General features: G+C 56.2%; 16 protein-coding genes. 13 read left to right on the plus strand and 3 right to left on the minus strand.

The annotated features are described in order from the left end of the window. Positions 1–12 precede the first annotated feature (12 nt). Positions 13–1692 carry a potassium-transporting ATPase subunit KdpA gene (kdpA, locus tag V1587_RS08690; RefSeq protein WP_371898888.1) on the minus strand — a complete coding sequence of 560 codons (1680 nt, stop codon included), beginning with the start codon at positions 1690–1692 and terminating at the stop codon, positions 13–15. Next, the gene (gene kdpF, locus V1587_RS08695; protein WP_014069365.1) at positions 1692–1781 is read right to left on the minus strand and encodes a K(+)-transporting ATPase subunit F; all 90 of its coding nucleotides are present in this window, start codon (positions 1779–1781) and stop codon (positions 1692–1694) included. Before kdpF ends, kdpA begins: the two co-directional genes overlap by 1 nt. A gap of 309 nt (positions 1782–2090) precedes the next feature. On the opposite strand from kdpF, the gene V1587_RS08700 reads away from it, so the two are divergent. The 7 genes from V1587_RS08700 to nei all read left to right on the plus strand — a co-directional run bounded on the left by V1587_RS08700 (position 2091) and on the right by nei (position 8197). Continuing rightward, on the plus strand, positions 2091–2297 hold the full coding sequence (locus tag V1587_RS08700; protein ID WP_008501079.1) for a YbfA family protein: 207 nt from the start codon (positions 2091–2093) through the stop codon (positions 2295–2297). A gap of 599 nt (positions 2298–2896) precedes the next feature. After that, positions 2897–4309: a deoxyribodipyrimidine photo-lyase gene (gene phrB, locus V1587_RS08705; RefSeq protein WP_371898887.1), complete on the plus strand. Its 1413-nt coding sequence runs from the start codon at positions 2897–2899 to the stop codon at positions 4307–4309. 10 nt (positions 4310–4319) lie between these two features. Next, positions 4320–5063: a type 2 GTP cyclohydrolase I gene (locus V1587_RS08710; RefSeq protein WP_337280634.1), complete on the plus strand. Its 744-nt coding sequence runs from the start codon at positions 4320–4322 to the stop codon at positions 5061–5063. 14 nt (positions 5064–5077) lie between these two features. Next, positions 5078–5734, plus strand: coding sequence for a 5-oxoprolinase subunit PxpB (gene pxpB / locus V1587_RS08715; protein WP_371898886.1), 657 nt, complete (start codon positions 5078–5080; stop codon positions 5732–5734). Continuing rightward, a complete protein-coding gene (pxpC, locus tag V1587_RS08720) occupies positions 5728–6660 on the plus strand; it encodes a 5-oxoprolinase subunit PxpC (protein WP_371898885.1) in 933 nt (310 codons plus the stop codon). The genes pxpB and pxpC overlap by 7 nt, the downstream gene beginning before the upstream one ends. Next, a complete protein-coding gene (gene pxpA, locus V1587_RS08725) occupies positions 6647–7387 on the plus strand; it encodes a 5-oxoprolinase subunit PxpA (RefSeq protein WP_371898884.1) in 741 nt (246 codons plus the stop codon). The genes pxpC and pxpA overlap by 14 nt, the downstream gene beginning before the upstream one ends. Before the next feature lie 18 nt (positions 7388–7405). Beyond that, entirely contained in the window at positions 7406–8197 is a 792-nt protein-coding gene (nei, locus tag V1587_RS08730; RefSeq protein ID WP_371898883.1) for an endonuclease VIII, read from the plus strand. Between the two features lie 99 nt (positions 8198–8296). Here the strand turns inward: nei and V1587_RS08735 are convergent, their stop codons facing one another. Beyond that, on the minus strand, positions 8297–9580 hold the full coding sequence (locus tag V1587_RS08735; protein ID WP_045909567.1) for a citrate synthase: 1284 nt from the start codon (positions 9578–9580) through the stop codon (positions 8297–8299). A gap of 639 nt (positions 9581–10219) precedes the next feature. Between V1587_RS08735 and sdhC the strand changes: the two genes are divergently transcribed. The 6 genes from sdhC to odhB all read left to right on the plus strand — a co-directional run bounded on the left by sdhC (position 10220) and on the right by odhB (position 17754). Then, positions 10220–10624: a succinate dehydrogenase cytochrome b556 subunit gene (gene sdhC, locus V1587_RS08740; protein ID WP_020684965.1), complete on the plus strand. Its 405-nt coding sequence runs from the start codon at positions 10220–10222 to the stop codon at positions 10622–10624. Continuing rightward, positions 10618–10965, plus strand: coding sequence for a succinate dehydrogenase membrane anchor subunit (sdhD, locus tag V1587_RS08745; RefSeq protein ID WP_008501088.1), 348 nt, complete (start codon positions 10618–10620; stop codon positions 10963–10965). Before sdhC ends, sdhD begins: the two co-directional genes overlap by 7 nt. After that, a complete protein-coding gene (gene sdhA, locus V1587_RS08750) occupies positions 10965–12731 on the plus strand; it encodes a succinate dehydrogenase flavoprotein subunit (RefSeq protein WP_032638917.1) in 1767 nt (588 codons plus the stop codon). Before sdhD ends, sdhA begins: the two co-directional genes overlap by 1 nt. 15 nt (positions 12732–12746) lie before the next feature. Continuing rightward, complete coding sequence (sdhB, locus tag V1587_RS08755) at positions 12747–13463, plus strand: succinate dehydrogenase iron-sulfur subunit SdhB (protein WP_008501090.1); 717 nt, start codon at positions 12747–12749, stop codon at positions 13461–13463. 248 nt (positions 13464–13711) lie between these two features. Beyond that, positions 13712–16519: a 2-oxoglutarate dehydrogenase E1 component gene (gene sucA / locus V1587_RS08760; protein ID WP_371898882.1), complete on the plus strand. Its 2808-nt coding sequence runs from the start codon at positions 13712–13714 to the stop codon at positions 16517–16519. 14 nt (positions 16520–16533) lie between these two features. Then, positions 16534–17754 (plus strand): 2-oxoglutarate dehydrogenase complex dihydrolipoyllysine-residue succinyltransferase, encoded by a 1221-nt coding sequence (gene odhB, locus V1587_RS08765; RefSeq protein ID WP_008501093.1) that lies wholly within the window; start codon positions 16534–16536, stop codon positions 17752–17754. The last annotated feature ends 4 nt before the right edge of the window (positions 17755–17758 follow it).

A 17758-nucleotide genomic window follows, 5' to 3' on the forward strand; every position in this document is an offset into this window, starting at 1 on the left:
TTCTCCGCAAAATCAGCGTAAAGAGAGGTATTCCGCGACCGGGCCTAACGCGAGGGCGGGGATAAAGGTCAGGGCGCCGACCAGCAACACGGTGCCCGTCAGCAGGCCGATAAACAGCGCGCCGTGGGTCGGTAATGTCCCGGTAGTGGTCGGTTGGATTTTTTTATTCACCAGCGATCCGGCTATCGCCATAACCGGCACAATGATCCCGAAGCGACCCACGAACATGCAGAACGCCAGCAGGCAGTTCCAGAACGGTGAGTTGGCGCTTAAGCCTGCAAAGGCGCTGCCGTTGTTGTTGGCGGCAGAGGAGACGGCATACAGCACTTCACTAAAACCGTGAATGCCAGGGTTAAAGATGCCGCTGCGTCCGGCCTCGGTCATCAGCGCCAGCGCGGTGCCGAGCAGCACGAGAGCCGGGGTGACCAGGATCGCCAGCGCGGTTAGTTTCATCTCGCGAACGTCGATTTTTTTACCCAGATATTCCGGGGTGCGGCCAATCATCAGACCGGCAATAAACACCGCCAGCAGCACGAACAGCAGCATACCGTAAAGACCGGATCCTACGCCGCCAAACACCACCTCGCCAATCTGCATCAGCCACATCGGGATCATGCCGCCGAGCGCCGTAAAGGAATCGTGCATGGCGTTGACCGCCCCGCACGAGGCAGCCGTGGTGACCACCGCATACAGGCTGCTGGCAAGAATGCCAAAGCGGCTCTCTTTACCTTCCATGTTGATTGCGCTGTCGGCACCCAGTGAGAGGAAGTGCGGATTACCCTGCCATTCGGCCCACATCACCAGCGCAACGCAGACCACGAAGATCAGCGACATGGTCCAGAGAAGGGTACGCCCCTGACGGCGATCGTTAACCACGTCGCCAAAGGCAAAGCAGAGCGCGGCGGGGATCAGGAAAATCGCCAGCATCTGCACAAAATTAGTCAGGGCGGTCGGGTTTTCAAACGGGTGCGAGGAGTTGGCGTTGAAGAATCCCCCGCCGTTCGTCCCGAGCATTTTGATGGCTTCCTGCGACGCCACTGGCCCCATCGGCAGGAGCTGTTTTGCGCCTTCCAGCGAGGTATAAGGCGCGTAGGGCAGCAGGTTTTGCAGGCTGCCCTGCTGTATGAAGAACAGCGCGATCAGCAGCGCAATCGGCAGCAGGATCCACAGCGTAATGCGCGTCAGATCGACCCAAGCGTTACCCAGCGTGCTCACTTTCTGGCGTGCAAACGCACGCGTCAGCGCGAAGATCACCGCAATACCGCTGGCGGCAGAGAGGAAGTTCTGCACGGTTAACCCGACCATCTGGCTGAAGTAGCTGAGCGTGGTTTCACCGGAATAGGACTGCCAGTTGGTGTTGGTGACAAAACTGACCGCCGTGTTCAGCGCAAGATGCCAGGACAGGCCCGGCAACTGTTGCGGATTCAGCGGCAGAATGCCCTGCAACATCAGCATGGCAAAAAGCGCAATGAGCCCGACAATGTTCAGCAGCAGAATGGCGCTCAGATAGTCACCCCAGTTCATCTCCCGATCGTCTATTCCCAGTACGCGCCAGATCCCTTTCTCAACGCTTCCCGTGCCGGGCAGGGGAACGTTATTGATTAGCCGTGCCAGCCCCGATCCCAGTGGCCTTGCCAGAACGAACAACACCACTAAGAAACTGGCAATAAGCAAAAACGCCTGAGCAGCCATCAGAATGCCTCCGCATTAATCAGGGCATAAACCAGATAACCCAATAACAGGAACACCAGCACGATGCCGGCAATAAGACCTGCACTCACAATCCACCTCCGGGTGACTTTTGTTGTTGTGCTAACGGTAGGATTTATGGCGCAAAGATTTCGCAAAAATGAGAAGGGCGGGTGTAAAAAAAGTATAAAAATGCCAAAGCCCACAATTTAACTATTGATAAGTAAATCGTTAACTCTTTTGTAACTTAATTACGGTGTGAGTGTAAATTTTCGCTAAACGAACGAAAATAAGTGGTCGGATGAGTAGTAAAATTACAAACAAAGCGATATTATTTTAGCCAGGTCACAGATTTTGAATTTTCCGGATGACGTTTCCGGCCAACTATAGGGGAGAAAAATATGGATCTTTATAAAGAGTTTCCGGCTCATATCGTGTTCATGCGCCGCGCTTTCGCCGTAGTGGCTGGCGTGCTGGCTTTGCCGGTGATGCTGTTCTGGAAAGATCGTGCACGTTTTTACAGCTATCTGCACCGCGTCTGGGCGAAAACCAGCGAGAAGCCGGTGTGGATGGATCAGGCCGAGAAAGCGACCTGCGATTTCTACTGATACGAAGACTACACACAGCAATAAAAAAACCGCCAACAGCAATGTGGCGGTTTTTTTGTCCCTCGGGATTCGCAGTCCGTTGGGTGGTCTTCAAGCCCTCGTCAGAGGCTTACAAGAATATCTCGGGTCATCAAGTAATCAAACAGCAACTCCCTAAATATATTCTTAAAAACCTTTTCGGTGGATTACGTTTTACGACAGGGCCAACTACTATGCAGCGTCCCTTTCCGCCATCTCGCACATGGGCACCGGTCCTGGGAAAGGCGTGACCACAACCGTAAGTCAGGCTCTCGTCAGAGCTTGTGTCCACCGACTTATCACCGGTGGTGAACGGTGGAGCGGTTAGCAGCAGGGACCGCATAATGAAACGCTATTTTTGCATCGCGTTCATTGTCGCCAGCGTACTCGTTGTCAAAGGTGATGAGCCGATCGGGTTTGTTGCATTTACCACGATAGCGCAGGACAAGTAGCGTTAAGGCCGCCGCGGGCGGCCTTTTTTATTTCATCCCGTCTACACTTCATGGCAAAGTAGTTCAATGCATGCTTTTTCCTTTTACGGCATGCCCTTACGGACATAATGGACAATAGCCTGGAGTTTTATGCCCACCCATCTGGTTTGGTTTCGCGCGGACCTGCGCGTACATGACAACATCGCCCTGGCGGCGGCCTGCCGCGCCAAAGACGCTAACGTACTGGCTCTGTTTGTGGCTACGCCCGAGCAGTGGCGGCAGCATGATATGGCGCCACGCCAGGCGGCCTTGCTGCGTGCGTATCTGACCGATCTGCAGCATTCGCTTGCCGGAAAAGGGATACCGCTGATTTATAAAGAGGTAAGTGATTTTGCCGCACAGCTGCAGACAGTGCAGGAGACCTGTAAGCAGCACAACGTCACGCATCTTTTTTACAACTATCAGTACGAATTCAACGAGCAGCAGCGCGACCGGCAGCTTGAGAAGATGCTGGAAGATGTAGTCTGTGAAGGATTTGATGACAGCGTGATGCTGGCGCCGGGCAGCGTGATGACCGGCAACCGCGAGATGTATAAAGTTTTCACTCCGTTTAAAAATGCCTTTATCAAACGTCTGAAGGAGGCGTTGCCGGAGTGCGTTGCGGCGCCTGCCGTGAGAGGCGAAGCCATAAAGGACCTGCCTGAACTGACGTTCGATTATCCTCAGAAGCAGTTTGATAAAGCGCTGTTCCCCGCAGATGAAAAAGCGGCCATCGCGCAACTCCGCCAGTTCTGCAAACAGGACGCGGCCAACTACGAGGCGCGTCGGGATTTTCCCGCCATCGAGGGCACCAGCCGCCTGTCGGCCTCTTTAGCGCTGGGCGCGATCTCTCCTCGCCAGTGTTTACACCGCCTGCTGGCGGAGCAGCCGCAGGCGCTGGATGGGGGCACCGGTTCTGTCTGGCTGAACGAACTTATCTGGCGTGAGTTCTACCGCCATTTGATGACGTATCATCCCGATCTCTGTAAGCATCGTCCGTTCATTCCCTGGACCGACAACGTAAAATGGCAGCACGATGAGGCACATTTACAGGCCTGGCAAAAAGGGAAGACGGGCTACCCGATTGTTGATGCCGCGATGCGTCAGCTCAATGAGACGGGGTGGATGCACAACCGCCTGCGAATGATTACCGCCAGCTTTCTGGTGAAGGATCTGCTTATCGACTGGCGTATCGGAGAGCGCTATTTTATCTCTCAGCTGATCGATGGCGATCTTGCCGCGAATAATGGCGGCTGGCAGTGGGCGGCCTCTACGGGCACCGATGCGGCTCCCTATTTTCGGATTTTTAATCCAACCACTCAGGGACAAAAATTTGATGAGGACGGCGAGTTTATCTACCGCTGGGTCCCTGAACTTAAAGAGATACCGGCTAAAGCGATCCACGAACCGTGGGCATGGGCGGATAAGCAGCGTGTAAAACTGAATTATCCCCGTCCGATTGTCGACCATAAACAGGCGCGTGTCGCCACGCTGGCGGCGTACGAAGCGGCCCGCAAAGCATAAGAGAGTGATGATGAAAAACAGCGAACTGGAAAGCCTGATTAACGAAAAACTGAACAGCGCCTCCTTCAGCGACTACGGCCCGAACGGGCTCCAGGTTGAGGGACGCGAGACGGTACAAAAAATTATCACCGGCGTGACGGCAAGCCAGGCGCTGCTGGACGAGGCCGTTCGTCAGAACGCCGATGCGGTGATTGTCCATCACGGTTACTTCTGGAAAAACGAATCGCCGATTATTCGCGGGATGAAGCGCAATCGCCTGAAAACGCTGCTGGCAAACGACATCAACCTGTACGGCTATCACCTGCCGCTGGACGCACATCCGGAGCTCGGCAACAACGTCCAGCTGGCGCAGCTACTTGGGATCACCGTGATGGGCGAAATTGAGCCGCTGGTGCCGTGGGGCGAGCTGGCGATGCCGGTTCCGGGGCTGGAGCTGGCCTCGTGGATAGAAGCGCGCCTGGGGCGGCGCCCGCTCTGGAGCGGTGATACCGGTCCGGATACGGTGAAGCGTGTCGCATGGTGCACCGGGGGCGGTCAGGGCTTTATCGACAGCGCCGCGCGCTTCGGTGTCGATGCCTTTATCACCGGCGAGGTTTCCGAGCAGACCATTCATTCGGCCCGTGAACAGGGGCTGCATTTCTACGCGGCCGGGCATCACGCGACCGAGCGCGGCGGTATTCGTGCCCTCAGCGAGTGGCTGACGGAAAATACCGATCTGGATGTGACCTTTATTGATATCCCTAACCCGGCCTGATGAGAGGTGTCTGAGTGCAGCGAGCGCGTTGTTATCTTCTGGGAGAAACGGCAGTGGTTCTGGAGCTCGAGCCGCCGGTGACCCTTGCCACGCAAAAGCGTATCTGGCGGCTAACCCAGCGTATGGTCGATCTGCCGGAAGTGGTTGAAGCCATTCCGGGGATGAATAACATCACGGTGGTGCTGCGTAGTCCGCATACGCTGGCGCTGGATGCCATTGAACGTTTACAGCGCTGGTGGGAAGAGAGCGAGGCGCTGGAGCCGGAATCGCGTGCCATTGAGATCCCGGTCGTTTATGGCGGTTCGGGGGGACCGGATCTTGGCGTGGTGGCAGACCACTGTGGACTGACAGCAAAGCAGGTTGTTGAGCTGCACAGCTCGGTTGACTACGTGGTCTGGTTCCTGGGGTTTCAGCCCGGATTCCCGTATCTGGGGGGATTATCCCCTCAGTTGCATACGCCACGCCGCGCTGAACCGCGCCTGAGCGTACCGGCGGGGACGGTCGCGATTGGCGGCGAGCAGACCGGCGTATACCCGCTAACTTCGCCCGGCGGCTGGCAGCTTATTGGGCATACCGCCACACCGTTATTTGACCCCGGATTGGAGTCGCCAATACTGCTGCGCCCAGGCGATACCCTTCGCTTTATTCCACAAAAGGAGGGGGTATGTTAACGCTTATTCGCGCCGGGCTTTATACCTCCGTACAGGATGCCGGCCGCTTTGGCATGCGCCAGTCGGGCGTGAGCTATTGTGGCGCGCTGGACCGTCCTGCGCTGGAAATCGCTAACGTGCTGGTGGGCAACCCCGGCAGCACGGCGGCGCTCGAAATTACGCTCGGCCAGTGTGTCATTGAGTTTGGTCAGGAGACCTGGTTCGCGCTCACCGGCGCAGGCTGTGATGCCACTCTGGACGGCAAAGCGGTATGGACCGGCTGGCGTCTGCGGGCCAAAGCCGGACAGCGTCTGACCTTAAAGCGCCCTTTACACGGCGTGCGTAGCTATCTCGCGGTGGCTGGCGGCATTGATGTGCCTGAGGTGCTGGGCTCATCCAGTACCGATCAGAAAGCCGGGATTGGCGGTCATGAAGGACGTTTGTTGCGCGACGGCGATCGGCTTGCAATCAAGCCCTCTGCTCGCCATTTCTCGACCACGCAGGGCGTAAAACAGCTGCTGTGGGGAAACCAGATCCGCGCCTTACCGGGGCCGGAATATCATGAGTTCGACGAGGCCTCAAAAGAGTCCTTCTGGCGCTCGCCGTGGAAAATCAGTCCGCAGAGTAACCGTATGGGCTATCGCCTGCAGGGGCAGCCGCTGATCCGAACGACCGACAGGGAACTACTCTCCCACGGTTTACTGCCTGGGGTTATTCAGGTTCCGGGCAACGGGCAACCGATCGTGTTAATGAATGACGCGCAGACGACGGGCGGCTATCCGCGAATTGCCTGCATCATTGAAGCCGATCGCTACCATCTGGCGCAAATTCCCCTCGGACAGCCGATTCACTTCGTGCAGTGTTCGCTGGAGGAGGCGCTAAAGGCGCGGCAGGATCAGCAGCGTTATCTCGAACAGCTTGCGTGGAGGCTTGATGGTAAAGATTGATTTGAACGCCGATCTGGGAGAGGGCGGCAGCGCCGATGCGGCGCTGATGACGCTGGTCAGCTCGGTCAACATCGCCTGTGGCTTTCACGCGGGCGATGCGCAAACCATGCTGGAGAGCGTGCGTAATGCCATTAAGAAAGGCGTCGCTATTGGGGCTCATCCCAGCTTCCCCGACCGGGAAAACTTTGGCCGCACCGCAATGGATCTGCCGCCGGAGACGGTCTACGCTCAGGTGCTCTACCAGATCGGCGCGCTGGAGGCGATGGTGCGCGCGGAGAATGGCGTGCTGCGCCACGTGAAGCCGCACGGCATGCTCTACAATCAGGCGGCAAAAGATCCGGCGCTGGCGGAGGCGATTGCCCGCGCGGTGCAGGATTGCAACCCGCAGCTGATCCTCGTGGGTCTGGCGGGCAGCGAGCTTATTCGCGCCGGCGAGCGTCTGGGGTTAACCACGCGTCAGGAGGTCTTTGCCGATCGAGGATACATGCCGGACGGCAGCCTGGTTCCACGTACGCAGGCCGGTGCGCTGATTACCGACGAAGGTCAAGCGCTGGCGCAGACGCTGGAGATGGTGCGCGCCGGGCGGGTGACCGCCGTGGATGGCACATCGGCACACGTTCAGGCTGATACGGTATGTTTACATGGTGATGGCGAGCATGCGCTCCAGTTCGCGCGCCGCTTGCGGGCAGCGTTCTCTGAAGAGGGCATTCTTGTCAGTGCAGACTAATCATGAAAGGACAGAAAAATGCCAGAAGGCCCGGAGATCCGCCGCGCGGCGGATAGCCTCGAGTCGGCGATAAAGGGCAAACCCCTGACGGAGGTCTGGTTTGCTTTTCCTCAACTGAAACCGTTTGAGTCACAGCTGGTGGGCCAGACGGTGACTCATATTGAAACGCGCGGCAAAGCGTTGCTCACGCATTTTTCCCATAACCTGACGTTATATAGCCATAATCAGCTTTACGGCGTCTGGCGAGTGGTGGAGGCGGACGAGCAGCCGCAAACCACCCGCGTGCTGCGCGTCAGGCTGCAAACGGCCGATAAGGCGATCCTGCTCTATAGCGCCTCTGATATCGAAATGTTAACGCCGGAACAACTGCTCACGCACCCGTTTCTAAAGCGAGTGGGACCGGACGTACTGGATATGCGTCTGACGGCGAGCGATGTGAAGGCCCGACTGCTATCGCCCACATTCCGCAACCGGCAGTTTTCCGGCCTGTTCCTTGACCAGTCGTTTCTGGCCGGGCTTGGCAACTACCTGCGGGTGGAAATCCTCTGGGAAGTCGGGCTGGCGCCGCAGCATAAAGCCTCTCAGCTGAGCGATGAACAGCTGGAGGCGCTGTCCCACGCGCTGCTGGACATCCCGCGGCTGTCGTACAACACGCGCGGCATCGTAGATGAAAACAAGCATCACGGGGCGCTGTTCCGCTTTAAGGTGTTTCATCGGGCGGGGAAAAAGTGCGAACGGTGCGGTGGAATTATCGACAGGATGATGCTCTCTTCCAGACCCTTTTACTGGTGCCCGCACTGCCAGAAATAAAAGTAAAACGGTAACCCTTGGGTTACCGTTTTTAAGGTTTTCCCCCTCTCCCTGTGGGAGAGGGCCGGGGTGAGGGCATCAGGCCGCACCCAACGTCTTTTAGCGCTTCAGGTCAGACTTAAAATCACGCTGCTCGTAGCCGGTATACAGCTGACGAGGACGAGCGATTTTCATGCCTTCGCTGTGCATTTCGTTCCAGTGCGCAATCCAGCCTACGGTACGAGCCATGGCGAAGATGACGGTGAACATGGAAGACGGAATGCCCATCGCTTTCAGAATAATGCCAGAGTAGAAATCTACGTTCGGATAGAGTTTCTTCTCGATGAAGTACGGGTCGTTCAGCGCGATGTGTTCCAGCTCCATCGCCACTTCCAGCAGGTCATCTTTGGTACCCAGCTCTTTCAGCACTTCATGGCAGGTTTCACGCATCACGGTGGCGCGCGGGTCGTAGTTTTTGTAAACACGGTGACCGAAGCCCATCAGGCGGAAGGAGTCATTCTTGTCTTTCGCACGACGCACGAACTCAGGAATGTGCTCAACGGTGCTGATCTCTTCCAGCATCTTCAGTGCCGCTTCGTTCGCACCACCATGCGCTGGTCCCCACAGGGAGGCGATGCCCGCAGCGATACAGGCGAACGGGTTCGCGCCTGAAGAGCCCGCGGTACGGACGGTAGAGGTAGAGGCGTTCTGTTCGTGGTCAGCGTGCAGGATCAGAATACGGTCCATCGCGCGTTCCAGCACCGGGTTCACTTCATACTCTTCGCACGGCGTGGAGAACATCATGCGCAGGAAGTTACCCGCGTAGGAGAGGTCGTTGCGCGGATACACAAACGGCTGGCCAATGGAGTATTTGTAACACATGGCCGCCATGGTAGGCATTTTGGACAGCAGACGGTAAGCGGCGATTTCACGGTGACGCGGGTTATTCACGTCAAGGGAGTCGTGGTAGAACGCTGCCAGCGCACCGGTAATACCGCACATCACCGCCATTGGGTGAGAGTCACGACGGAACGCATGGAACAGACGGGTAATCTGCTCATGGATCATGGTGTGACGGGTCACGGTGGTTTTAAATTCATCGAACTGGGCCTGCGTCGGTTTTTCGCCGTTCAGCAGGATGTAGCACACTTCCAGGTAGTTGGATTCGGTGGCTAACTGATCGATAGGGAAGCCGCGATGGAGCAGGATACCTTCGTCACCGTCAATGAAGGTGATTTTGGATTCGCAAGATGCGGTAGAGGTAAATCCAGGGTCAAAGGTGAACATCCCTTTGGAACCCAGCGTACGGATATCAATAACATCCTGACCGAGCGTGCCTTTTAGCACATCCAGTTCAATAGCAGTGTCACCATTTAGGGTGAGCGTTGCCTTTGTATCAGCCATTTACGGTCTCCTTAGCGCCTTATGCTTAAGACTGCGCTTCACCGGATTTGCTTTCAGCGGTAAATCACCGTTACCAGATTGTTATTTGGCTTACCGCTCAGCTCACGAGGACAAACCAGGGTACAGAGCTATGGCGCCTTGCAGGTAAACGAATGAAATATCAGTGAAACAACAGCAAATCAGCGTTTTTGCAGTCCGAATTATTCAAACCTGTATATCACTAATAACTGTCCTGATAACTTCGGTCAATACCATCACACTGTTACATAACTATTTGTCAGGTGAAAGTGAGACCTCATAACTTTTGCGCATTATATGCCTTTTCTGATGACGTTTGTAACAATATTGTTTAACATTTGTCAAATCAGATGATTAAAAATTAAAAAGATGTTGTTATCGTGACCCTGATCACTGTTCCAGAGAAAACCCGACAAACTGTATGTAGGTTAATTGTAATGATTTTGTGAACGGCCTATACTGCCGCCAGGTCTCCGGAACACCCTGCAATCCCGAGCCACCCAGCGTTGTAACGTGTCGTTTTAGCATCTGGAAGCAATGTTTTGCATGACGCGCAGTTATAGAAAAGGAACGCTGCTTGACCCGCATCGCAGTCCGGAGGAAGGAAACAATAAGAACAGCATGTGGGCGTTATTCATGATAAGAAATGTGAAAAAACAAAGACCTGTCAATCTGGATCTGAAAACGATCCGGTTCCCTGTAACAGCAATAGCGTCCATTCTGCACCGTGTGTCCGGTGTGATTACGTTTGTGGCGGTCGGTATTCTGTTGTGGTTACTGGGCACCAGCCTCTCTTCCCCTGAAGGATTCCTCCAGGCCTCTGCCATCATGAACAGCTTCTTCGTGAAATTCATCATGTGGGGCATTCTTACCGCGCTGGCGTACCACGTCGTCGTAGGTGTTCGCCATATGCTGATGGACTTTGGCTACCTGGAAGAGACTTTCGAAGCCGGGAAACGCTCCGCTAACATTTCATTTGTGATTACTGTCGTGCTTTCACTTCTCGCAGGAGTTCTCGTATGGTAAGCAACGCCTCCGCATTAGGACGCAACGGCGTACATGACTTCATCCTGGTCCGTGCTACCGCCATCGTTCTCACCCTTTACATCATCTATATGATCGGTTTCTTTGCGACCAGCGGCACGCTGACGTGGGAAATCTGGAGTGGGTTCTTCGGATCCGCCTTCACCAAAGTGTTCACCCTGCTGGCTCTATTCTCCATCCTTATCCATGCCTGGATTGGCATGTGGCAGGTGTTGACCGATTACGTTAAACCGCTGGCGATTCGCCTCCCACTGCAGCTGGCCATTGTCGTTGCACTGGTGGTTTACGTTATTTATGGATTCGTTGTGGTGTGGGGTGTGTAATGAAACTGCCAGTCAGAGAATTTGATGCTGTTGTGATTGGTGCCGGTGGCGCAGGTATGCGTGCCGCACTGCAAATTTCCCAGAGCGGCCAGACCTGTGCGCTGCTCTCTAAAGTTTTCCCGACCCGTTCCCACACTGTGTCTGCGCAGGGCGGTATCACCGTTGCGCTGGGTAACTCCCATGAAGATAACTGGGAATGGCACATGTACGACACGGTAAAAGGTTCCGACTACATCGGCGACCAGGATGCCATCGAATATATGTGTAAAACCGGCCCGGAAGCGATTCTGGAGCTGGACCATATGGGTCTGCCGTTCTCCCGCCTGGAAAATGGCACTATCTATCAGCGTCCGTTTGGCGGCCAGTCGAAAAACTTCGGCGGCGAGCAGGCGGCACGTACCGCGGCGGCGGCTGACCGTACCGGTCACGCGCTGCTGCACACCCTGTATCAGCAGAACCTGAAAAACCACACCACTATCTTCTCCGAGTGGTATGCGCTGGATCTGGTGAAAAACGCCGATGGCGCAATTGTAGGCTGTACCGCGCTGTGCATCGAAACCGGTGAAGTGGTCTACTTCAAAGCCCGCGCTACCGTGCTGGCGACCGGCGGTGCAGGCCGTATCTATCAGTCCACCACCAACGCCCACATCAACACCGGTGACGGTGTCGGTATGGCTATCCGCGCGGGCGTGCCGGTGCAGGATATGGAAATGTGGCAGTTCCACCCAACCGGTATCGCCGGTGCGGGCGTTCTGGTGACGGAAGGCTGCCGCGGTGAAGGTGGTTACCTGCTGAACAAACACGGCGAGCGCTTCATGGAGCGTTATGCCCCTAATGCGAAAGACCTGGCGGGTCGTGACGTGGTGGCGCGTTCCATCATGATCGAAATCCGTGAAGGCCGCGGCTGCGACGGCCCGTGGGGTCCACACGCGAAGCTGAAACTCGACCATCTGGGTAAAGAGGTTCTGGAATCCCGTCTGCCGGGTATCCTGGAACTGTCCCGCACCTTTGCACACGTCGACCCGGTGAAAGAGCCGATTCCGGTTATCCCAACCTGTCACTACATGATGGGCGGTATTCCGACCAAAGTGACCGGTCAGGCGCTGACCGTGAACGAGCAGGGCGAAGATGTGGTCATTCCTGGCCTGTTCGCGGTAGGCGAAATTGCCTGCGTATCCGTACACGGTGCAAACCGTCTGGGCGGCAACTCCCTGCTGGACCTGGTGGTGTTTGGTCGCGCGGTGGGTCTGCATCTGCAGGAATCCATTGCCGAGCAGGGCGCGCTGCGTGACGCAACCGACGACGAAATCGATGCCTCTCTTGAGCGCCTCAACCGCTGGAACGGCAACCGTAACGGCGAAGATCCGGTGGAAATCCGCAAAGCGCTGCAGGAGTGCATGCAGCACAACTTCTCGGTATTCCGCGAAGGCGACGCGATGGCCAAAGGTCTTGAGCAGCTGAAAGCGATCCGCGAGCGTCTGAAAAATGCCCGTCTGGACGACACTTCCAGCGAGTTCAACACCCAGCGCGTTGAGTGCCTGGAGCTGGATAACCTGATGGAAACCGCGTTCGCGACCGCGATGTCGGCAAACTTCCGTACCGAAAGCCGTGGCGCGCATAGCCGCTTCGACTTCCCGGATCGTGATGACGAAAACTGGCTGTGCCATTCCCTGTATCTACCAGAGTCGGAAACCATGACGCGTCGTAGCGTCAACATGGAACCGAAACTGCGTCCGGCGTTCCCGCCGAAGATTCGTACTTACTAATGCGGAGACAGGATAATGAAACTCGAATTCTCAGTTTATCGTTATAACCCGGATGTAGACGACGCTCCGCGCATGCAGGATTACACCCTGGAAGCGGAAGAAGGTCGTGACATGATGCTGCTGGATGCCTTAATCCAGCTGAAAGAAAAAGATCCAACCCTGTCGTTCCGCCGCTCCTGCCGTGAAGGGGTGTGTGGCTCTGACGGTGTGAACATGAACGGCAAAAATGGCCTGGCCTGCATCACGCCAATTTCAGCGTTGCAGCGTCCTGGTCAGAAAATTGTTATCCGTCCTCTGCCAGGCCTGCCGGTCGTGCGTGATTTGGTGGTAGACATGGGGCAATTCTATGCACAATATGAGAAGATTAAGCCTTACTTATTGAATAATGGGCAAAATCCACCCGCTCGCGAGCACTTACAGTCTCCTGAGCAGCGTGAAAAACTCGATGGTCTGTACGAGTGTATTCTCTGCGCATGTTGTTCAACGTCCTGCCCGTCGTTCTGGTGGAACCCGGACAAGTTTATCGGCCCGGCCGGTCTGCTGGCTGCCTATCGCTTCCTGATCGATAGCCGCGACACCGAAACCGACAGCCGTCTGGAAGGACTGAGTGACGCTTTCAGCGTATTCCGCTGCCATAGCATCATGAACTGCGTCAGTGTGTGTCCGAAGGGGCTGAACCCGACGCGCGCCATCGGCCATATTAAGTCGATGCTGCTGCAGCGCAGTGCGTAAGTAACGTTGCCGGATGGCGCTGCGCTTATCCGGCCTACGAGACTGTAGGCCCGGTAAGCGTAGCGCCACCGGGCAAAATGCAGAAACCTTTAAAAACTGCCCTGTACTACCCTGAAGTCCAGACAGTTTCTAAAGGTTCCTTCGCGGGCCAAATGAAAAGAGCTCGCAGGTGAACCCCGGCACGTACACGTGGTGTGCGTGGTAGTTTCTACGGCGAAAGTAAGCATAAAAATGCTTAAGGGATCACGATGCAGAACGGCGCAATGAAAGCCTGGCTGGACTCTTCTTTCCTTTCTGGTGCGAACCAGAGCTGGATTGAACAGCTCTATGAAGACTTCTTAACCGATCCTGACTCAGTGGACGCAAACTGGCGTTCCATGTTCCAGCAGTTGCCTGGCACAGGGGTCAAACCGGATCAATTCCATTCCAAAACACGTGATTATTTCCGTCGTCTGGCGAAGGATGCCTCACGTTACTCTTCTGCGATTTCCGACCCTGACACCAATGCGAAGCAGGTTAAAGTCCTGCAGCTTATCAACGCTTATCGCTTCCGCGGTCACCAGCATGCCAATCTCGATCCGCTGGGACTGTGGAAACAAGATCGTGTGGCCGATCTCGATCCGGCGTATCACGATCTGACCGAGGCCGATTTCCAGGAAAGCTTTAACGTAGGTTCCTTTGCCATCGGCAAAGACACGATGAAGCTGGGCGATCTGATTGACGCGCTCAAGCAAACCTACTGCGGCTCCATCGGCGCGGAATACATGCACATTACCTCTACCGAAGAGAAACGCTGGATCCAGCAGCGCATCGAATCCGTAGCGGGCCACGCGACCTTCTCGGCTGACGAGAAAAAACGCTTCCTCAGCGAACTGACCGCAGCGGAAGGGCTTGAGCGCTATCTGGGCGCGAAATTCCCGGGCGCAAAACGCTTCTCGCTGGAAGGCGGCGACGCGCTGGTGCCGATGCTGAAAGAGCTGATTCGTCACGCAGGCAAGAGCGGCACCCGTGAAGTGGTGCTGGGTATGGCGCACCGCGGTCGTCTGAACGTGCTGGTCAACGTGCTGGGTAAAAAACCGCAGGACCTGTTCGACGAGTTCGCGGGCAAACATAAAGAGCACCTCGGCACCGGCGACGTGAAGTACCACATGGGCTTCTCGTCTGATATCGAAACCGAAGGCGGTCTGGTTCACCTGGCGCTGGCGTTTAACCCGTCGCACCTGGAAATTGTCAGCCCGGTGGTTATCGGTTCCGTGCGCGCGCGTCTGGATCGTCTGGACGAGCCGAGCAGCAACAAAGTTCTGCCAATCACCATCCACGGTGATGCGGCGGTCACAGGGCAGGGCGTGGTTCAGGAAACCCTGAACATGTCGAAAGCGCGTGGTTACGAAGTGGGCGGTACCGTTCGCATCGTGATCAACAACCAGGTGGGCTTCACCACCTCTAACCCGCTGGATGCGCGCTCTACCCCGTACTGCACCGACATCGGTAAGATGGTGCAGGCGCCGATCTTCCACGTTAACGCGGATGACCCGGAAGCCGTGGCTTTCGTTACCCGTCTGGCGCTGGACTTCCGTAATACCTTTAAACGCGATGTGTTCATTGACCTCTTCTGCTACCGCCGTCACGGCCACAACGAAGCGGATGAGCCAAGTGCAACCCAGCCGCTGATGTACCAGAAAATCAAAAAACACCCGACCCCGCGCAAAATCTATGCTGACAAGCTGGAGAGCGACAAAGTGGCGACGCTGGAAGATGCGACCGAAATGGTCAACCTCTACCGCGACGCGCTGGATGCGGGTGAATGCGTGGTGAAAGAGCTGCGCCCGATGAACATGCACTCCTTTACCTGGTCGCCGTACCTCAACCACGAGTGGGATGAGAGCTACCCGAACAAGGTTGAGATGAAGCGCCTGCAGGAGCTGGCTAAACGCATCAGCACCGTACCGGACGCTATCGAGATGCAGTCTCGCGTAGCGAAAATCTACGCTGACCGTCAGTCCATGGCGGCAGGCGAGAAGCTGTTCGACTGGGGCGGCGCGGAAACGCTGGCTTACGCAACGCTGGTTGACGAAGGCATTCCGGTTCGTCTTTCCGGTGAAGATGCGGGCCGTGGGACCTTCTTCCACCGTCACGCGGTTGTTCACAACCAGTCCAACGGTTCAACCTACACCCCGCTGCAGCACGTGCACAACGGTCAGGGCCAGTTCAAGGTCTGGGACTCCGTGCTGTCTGAAGAAGCGGTACTGGCCTTTGAATACGGCTACGCCACAGCTGAACCACGCACCCTGACCATCTGGGAAGCGCAGTTCGGTGACTTCGCCAACGGTGCGCAGGTGGTTATTGACCAGTTCATCTCCTCCGGCGAGCAGAAGTGGGGCCGTATGTGTGGCCTGGTAATGCTGCTGCCGCACGGTTATGAAGGCCAGGGTCCGGAGCACTCCTCCGCGCGTCTGGAACGTTATCTGCAGCTCTGCGCCGAGCAGAACATGCAGGTCTGCGTGCCGTCCACTCCGGCTCAGGTCTACCACATGCTGCGTCGTCAGGCGCTGCGCGGTATGCGCCGTCCGCTGGTGGTGATGTCGCCGAAATCCTTGCTGCGTCATCCGCTGGCGGTGTCCAGCCTGGAAGAACTGGCGAACGGAACTTTCCAGCCGGCCATCGGTGAAATTGACGAGCTGGATCCGCAGGCCGTGAAGCGTGTGGTGATGTGTTCTGGTAAGGTTTATTACGACCTGCTGGAACAGCGCCGCAAGAACGATCAGAAAGATGTCGCCATCGTGCGTATCGAACAGCTTTATCCGTTCCCGCATCAGGCGATGCAGGAAGTGCTGAAACAATATGCTCACGTACATGATTTTGTCTGGTGCCAGGAAGAGCCGCTCAACCAGGGCGCATGGTACTGCAGCCAGCATCATTTCCGTGAAGTGATTCCATTTGGGTCAGCCCTGCGCTATGCAGGTCGCCCGGCCTCCGCCTCTCCGGCGGTAGGGTATATGTCCGTTCACCAGAAGCAGCAACAAGATCTGGTCAATGACGCGCTGAACGTCGATTAATTAAAGGATACAAAATGAGTAGCGTAGATATTCTTGTTCCCGACCTGCCTGAATCCGTAGCAGATGCGACCGTCGCTACCTGGCACAAAAAACCAGGCGATGCCGTTAAGCGCGATGAAGTGCTGGTAGAAATCGAAACTGACAAAGTGGTACTGGAAGTACCGGCTTCGGCGGATGGCGTTCTGGACGCGGTTCTGGAAGATGAAGGTACCACCGTCACCTCTCGTCAGATCCTGGGTCGCCTGCGTGAAGGCAACAGCGCGGGCAAAGAGTCCAGCGCGAAATCTGAAGAGAAAGCCTCTACGCCGGCTCAGCGCCAGCAGGCTTCTCTGGAAGAACAGTCTAACGACGCCCTCAGCCCGGCGATCCGTCGCCTGCTGGCTGAACACAGCCTTGACCCGGCAGCCATTAAAGGCACCGGTGTAGGCGGTCGTCTGACCCGTGAAGACATCGACAAACATCTGGCGAAAGCGCCTGCTCAGGCGGAAGCGAAAGCCCCTGCGGCAGCACCAGCAGCACAGCCTGCTCTGGGCGCCCGCAGCGAAAAACGCGTGCCAATGACTCGCCTGCGCAAGCGCGTGGCTGAGCGTCTGCTGGAAGCGAAAAACTCCACCGCGATGCTGACCACCTTCAACGAAGTGAACATGAAGCCAATCATGGACCTGCGTAAGCAGTACGGTGACGCGTTTGAAAAACGTCACGGTATCCGTCTGGGCTTTATGTCCTTCTACGTGAAGGCGGTGGTTGAAGCGCTGAAACGCTACCCGGAAGTGAACGCGTCCATCGATGGCGATGACGTGGTTTACCACAACTATTTCGACGTCAGCATGGCGGTTTCTACTCCACGTGGCCTGGTAACGCCGGTTCTGCGTGATGTGGATACCCTGGGTATGGCTGACATCGAGAAAAACATTAAAGAGCTGGCTGTTAAAGGCCGTGACGGCAAGCTGACCGTAGACGATCTGACCGGCGGTAACTTCACCATTACCAACGGCGGCGTATTCGGCTCGCTGATGTCTACCCCGATCATTAACCCGCCGCAGAGCGCGATCCTGGGTATGCATGCCATTAAAGATCGCCCGATGGCGGTAGACGGTAAAGTTGAGATCCTGCCAATGATGTACCTGGCGCTCTCTTACGACCACCGCCTGATCGACGGCCGCGAGTCCGTGGGCTTCCTGGTAGCGATTAAAGAGCTGCTGGAAGATCCAACGCGTCTGCTGCTGGACGTCTAGTGTC

The sequence above is a fragment of the Enterobacter sp. ECC-249 genome (assembly GCF_043965265.1).
Taxonomy (GTDB): domain Bacteria; phylum Pseudomonadota; class Gammaproteobacteria; order Enterobacterales; family Enterobacteriaceae; genus Enterobacter; species Enterobacter quasiroggenkampii.